The following is a 4,873-nucleotide window of genomic DNA, read 5'->3' as shown; positions in this document are numbered from 1 at the left end:
GTAAGTGCGCATTTCATGAAAAACACGATAGCATATAGCCCGCTTGAATTTCAATTCATAGGGCCTTATGCTTGAGTGGTTTTCTATATCCCGAAATCTGAATCATGACAAAAGCTGCTGAAACTCTCGAAAAGAAAATCGAAGCCCAGTTAGAAAAGCTGAAACAGTTAAAGGCTCGCAAACAAGCTATCGAAGCTAGAGAAAGGTCAAAGCAAAAAGAGCAGGAAAGGAAGGATGATACTCGACGTAAAATTTTGCTTGGTTCTTATTTGATTAAAAAAATGAATGCCAATGAAGCCAATAAAGAAAAAATACTCGCTGAACTCAACGAGTATTTAACAGAAGATAGAGATAGAAAGCTTTTTGATTTGCCAGTTCTAAATTAATAAAAAAGGGAGCTATTTAGCTCCATTTTAAATAGTTACTTAAACCCAAGTTGCTCCAGTAGCGGATAGAACATCCTAAATTTTGGAGGTTCTAAAAGCATATCAGCAATACGGATTGCAAAATCTTCATAGCTTTCAGTTCCTCGTGAATACTCGCTCAATTCAGGCAATTTAGCCATTTTATTGGCAAATAAATGTCGTTGAGCATCTGTCATAGGGATAAAGAAATCAGGTGTATTTGGATCCCTTTTTAGGTCAACTGTCTTTTCAATCTTTGGTTGGTGTTTTTGCTTAAAAATAAATGAAAATGCTGAAATTAATCGCCCTTTTTTATGCTGTTCATACGTTGCCGTAATATCTGTATATTTATTAATTTGGTTAATAGCTGGTTCTAATACACGTTTTTTAAAATCATTCATTGCTATGTATTCAGTGTCTTCGATACCAATTTTGCTTCTGAAATCGTGTAACTCAATTTTTGGAGTTTTTCCAACTTCACGCCATGCAATCAAAAGCTCATATAAACGTATAGCGTATTTACTGGTAAGTTGGCTAACTTGTTTAAGCTGATAGCTCGTAAAATGCTGCTCAAGCCTTGTAATTAATGGAACAACATCAGGCGCAAATGTAATCTCTAATGTGGCTGAATCATCAATGTATTTAATACGGCTTACCCATCTTGATTTTACTGTGCCTATATTTCCTTTTTTATCTTGTTCTTTAAAGGAAAATTGTCGATCAAATAAGTTTAAAACAGCATTCTTTAATGCTTTATAGGCCCCATCATTGCTTATATCAAAACGGCTAGCATAGTCCTTCGCATGTATTTCTAATTTACTATCGGCTGTAATACCGTTGCCTGTTTCTCTTGCATTAAGAATTGCTAATAGTATTAAACGTTGTTCAGTTACTTCTAAATTATAACTAGCATTGATTAACGCATTATCCTTCACAACAAGCTCATTTTTCATAATCAGATTATATTGTTACTTATAATATGGACATTGTAAATTGAAGTCACTAAAGGGTCAATACCTATAACGTCCCTTTATAGAGACTAAATGTCCCTTTATAACCGACTAAATGTCCCTTTATAACCGACTAAATGTCCCTTTATAACCGACTAAATGTCCCTTTATAACCGCTAGAAGTCTTTAATAGAAAGGTTTCTAGCGGTCGTAAAAGCATTTAAAAGCTTTAAAATATATATAAAAGCCTAAGTAGGCATGAAAACAGCCCTATGCCCTCGCTAAAGCTCGGACGTTTTAACCTCGCTTTAGCTCGGTTGAGGGGCTGTTTTTTTCAAATATGAATTGAGGATTTAATAAAAAAAGAAACTATGCCTTCGCTTCGCTCAGTAGTCTTTATGCTCGCTTCGCTCGTCTAGAATTTGGCTAATACAGTTCGCACCCATTCGGGATGCTCTGTATCTTTCATTATGAAGCAAAGGGGAGTTTGTAATCAGGGAAAAGGCAGGGGCGAAATTTTAATGCCAGGTGGTCGCTCGTAGACACTCGCTCGGCTATTACTGGAAGAAGTTTAATAATTAAAATATCTAATCAAAACCGTGGAACAATGATCAAATAGTAAGCGTGGAACATAAAAAATAGAAAAGTTGCCGCCTTGTTGCTCTATGATTCAAGGCGGCAATCTCTAATATAATGATCTTGAAGGAAAAAACTGTTGTATTTCGTATAAGGTGTATTATGTTAATTTTAGAAAATCTTAAGATAATTATTAATGAGTGGCTTAATGAATAAAGAAATTTCTGTATTACTGCATGACGTTCCTACTCATGCAGATTACGCATGTGATGCAACAGATTTAGATCCAGAAGATATTCCTGAAGATCGTATAGAACAAGTCATAAATTTATTAAATTCTTCTGATGAAAATATTGTATTTGAGGCAGCAAAACTTCTGACTAATTGGGGACAATCCTCTGGTTTTGATGCATTAGTAAATTTATTAAATGAAAATAAATTAGTTGGTTATATAGATCATCGTTTACATGGTTATGATGATACACTTCAGCATGTACTTAGAGCTTTTGTTCGTTATTGGGCATTCCAAGCTGATCTAGGATTTGGTGAACAGGCTAGAATAAAAATATTTCATCCTATACAAAAGATTATAGAAATATCTAATACAGAACCATTTGATATTAGTCGCTTATTTTGGTTAATTGATGATGAAAAATACGATGAATATATTCCTTTAATTAAAAACCATTTAATCCAAATAATAGATCATCCTGAATTACAATTTTGGAAAATCCATGATGCTATTGAACTGATGCTGAAATTAGAGCCTGAGTTTGTTCATAATTTATTAGAAGAAAAAGGCAAAACATTGGAAGACTTTAAAATTAACACTTTATAAAGTTATACATTTAACATAATGGCGGTTATACGAAATTTGATAGATTTTTACTAAAACACTATTTGAAATAAAAAAAAGCCCAGTCATGGAATACTGGGTCATGGAAACTTAAATAAGGATTTATATTTTATAAGATATTTAAAAAACCATAAAAAAACTATGGTTTTTTTTGTATCAACTTGTTTGTTGTCTCTACTTCATTGAATACTTCAAATTTTTTCCGATCATTATCGAGTTTAACAACGAGAGCTAAAATAAAAATCATTATTATAAAAGCTAGGAAAATCAAATACCTTCTCATTATTAATTCCACTATAAGTGCTATAAAGTATGCTTCCCTATAGCAAATAGATAGGACATAAAGAATGAAAAGTAAAGCTCGATACTTTGAGACATGGCTATTGCCATATCTCAAAGTCGAGCCACTTTGCGATATTCGGTAGCAATAAGATTAAGAAAAGAACCGAGCAAAGTACTTGCCAGTATTTATTTAGGATCAATAACACAGTAATCCTTATTCGTTCCGTGACAGTCATTTTTCATAACTCGGACACAGGATTTACCATTACAGTTTCTAATATCGAGTTTATAGCTTTGATCTAGCCAAGCTGCTTCAGCACGACGCTGCTTGATCTCATCAAAACTTGGAATAAATAAAAATATAAAAGACAGGAAAACTAATACCAGACTAAGGAAAATTGCACACAACAAGGCAATAAATTTGTAGTTCAATTTATCGGTGGCTTTATCTAACTCCTGAATACGACCTTGAAGGGCACGTGTAGCTTCCTGATTTGCGTTATTTAGGGTCTTTTTGCTTTGTTCTAGCACCCCACTAGCTACCTTATTGTAAAACGTCTCTAATCGCTTGTTATCATCTGCTATGGCTTCCCTGTATTCCTTCATGGATGCCAATAAAATATATAACTGGTCGTCTAAATCGTTTTGATTGCTCATAGGGAAGGCCCATTTCTATTCATGCTTTTGCGTTGTTTCAGCTTCATCGCTTGTTCTTGCTGTAGCTTTAACTGCTTTTTATGTTCCAGTTCTAGGCGTTTAGCTTCCTGATCTTTCTTCCATTGCTCAAAGCCTTGCTCAACACGGTTGAACCCTTGTTCTAAGGTTTTTTCTTTATGCTGTTGTTTGTTTTGGAGCTGTTGGCTGTTCTGCTGTTTGATCGTGTCGTTGAAACGACTAATCTCAGTATCTATGCCTTTCCTGCGCATCTGCGTGACCTTACTACCCTCATGGATAGTGGCTTGTAGCTGATTACCTTGATCGGCATAACTGCGGTGGTCGATTCTTTCCCGATACCCTGCATATTCCAGAGCATGATTGGCTAAGTTTGCCCAGGTGGCTCGAATCTGTTTAATTTCTTCCTGGCTTGTTCCCATGCCTAAGCTTTTTCTTTTGGTGTTACTTAACTCAATTTCCGATTTTTGAGTGAGGACCAGTTTATTTTCAGTATCTAATTCTGCTTTGCGAGTTGTCAGTAAGATATGTGCATGATGGTTTTTATCATCTCCACCTTTGCTAGGTGCATGAATCGCCAAATCTGCAACCACCCCATAACGGTCTACTAAAGATTGGGCAAACTCTCTTGCTAGTTCTTTTCGCTGTTCTTCATCCAGCTCGTCCGGTAGAGCAATCACCCATTCACGTGCGGTTCGGGCATCTTTCCGATTTTCTGATTTTTCCGCAAGATTCCAAACTTTGCTTCGGTCTAATTCAGTATCCAAGTTAGAAAGAATCTCTGTATACACCACACCTTCTTTTCTCGTGAAGTCGTGCGTTAACCCTGTCCGTTCATCTGTCAATTTTTCTCCTGCACGATAGGCCATAGATGCTACCGCAGTTCGTCCCGAACTTCGGTTAACGGTCTTAGTCGTACAGTGATAAATTGCCATGCCTTAGCCTTGTGATGGTTTTGCTTTTGCTTTTAAAAATTGCGTAGCAATTTTTTGGGGTTAAGGGGTATCCCCTTACGCAAACTTTGACTTGGATGAAATCCAAGTCGTAAGTGCGCATTTCATGAAAAACACGATAGCATATAGCCCGCTTGAATTTCAATTCATAGGGCCTTATGCTTGAGTGGTTTTCTATAT

Annotated in this window: 5 protein-coding genes; 2 read left to right on the top strand and 3 right to left on the bottom strand. The window is 35.8% G+C overall.

The window, feature by feature from the left end:
* The first annotated feature begins 104 nt into the window (after nucleotides 1-104).
* Entirely contained in the window at nucleotides 105-386 is a 282-nt protein-coding gene (locus tag FTV30_RS15520) for a mobilization protein (RefSeq protein ID WP_180001894.1), read from the top strand.
* Between the two features lie 35 nt (nucleotides 387-421).
* Here the strand turns inward: FTV30_RS15520 and repM are convergent, their stop codons facing one another.
* Nucleotides 422-1,357: a replication initiation protein RepM gene (gene repM, locus FTV30_RS15515; protein WP_159516845.1), complete on the bottom strand. Its 936-nt coding sequence runs from the start codon at nucleotides 1,355-1,357 to the stop codon at nucleotides 422-424.
* 781 nt (nucleotides 1,358-2,138) lie between these two features.
* Between repM and FTV30_RS15510 the strand changes: the two genes are divergently transcribed.
* On the top strand, nucleotides 2,139-2,768 hold the full coding sequence (locus FTV30_RS15510; protein WP_078194520.1) for a hypothetical protein: 630 nt from the start codon (nucleotides 2,139-2,141) through the stop codon (nucleotides 2,766-2,768).
* Between the two features lie 486 nt (nucleotides 2,769-3,254).
* Here FTV30_RS15510 and FTV30_RS15505 read toward each other — a convergent pair whose 3' ends face one another.
* Both FTV30_RS15505 and mobQ read right to left on the bottom strand, forming a co-directional pair.
* Complete coding sequence (locus tag FTV30_RS15505) at nucleotides 3,255-3,725, bottom strand: hypothetical protein (protein WP_180001893.1); 471 nt, start codon at nucleotides 3,723-3,725, stop codon at nucleotides 3,255-3,257.
* Nucleotides 3,722-4,675 carry a MobQ family relaxase gene (gene mobQ / locus FTV30_RS15500; RefSeq protein ID WP_180001892.1) on the bottom strand — a complete coding sequence of 318 codons (954 nt, stop codon included), beginning with the start codon at nucleotides 4,673-4,675 and terminating at the stop codon, nucleotides 3,722-3,724. Before mobQ ends, FTV30_RS15505 begins: the two co-directional genes overlap by 4 nt.
* Between the last annotated feature and the right edge of the window lie 198 nt (nucleotides 4,676-4,873).

Origin of the sequence: Acinetobacter sp. YH12255 (genome assembly GCF_013417355.1) — a bacterium.
Taxonomy (GTDB): domain Bacteria; phylum Pseudomonadota; class Gammaproteobacteria; order Pseudomonadales; family Moraxellaceae; genus Acinetobacter; species Acinetobacter pseudolwoffii.
The sequence above is the reverse complement of the archived record's forward strand: the minus strand, read 5'-3'. Positions and strand labels throughout refer to the sequence as shown.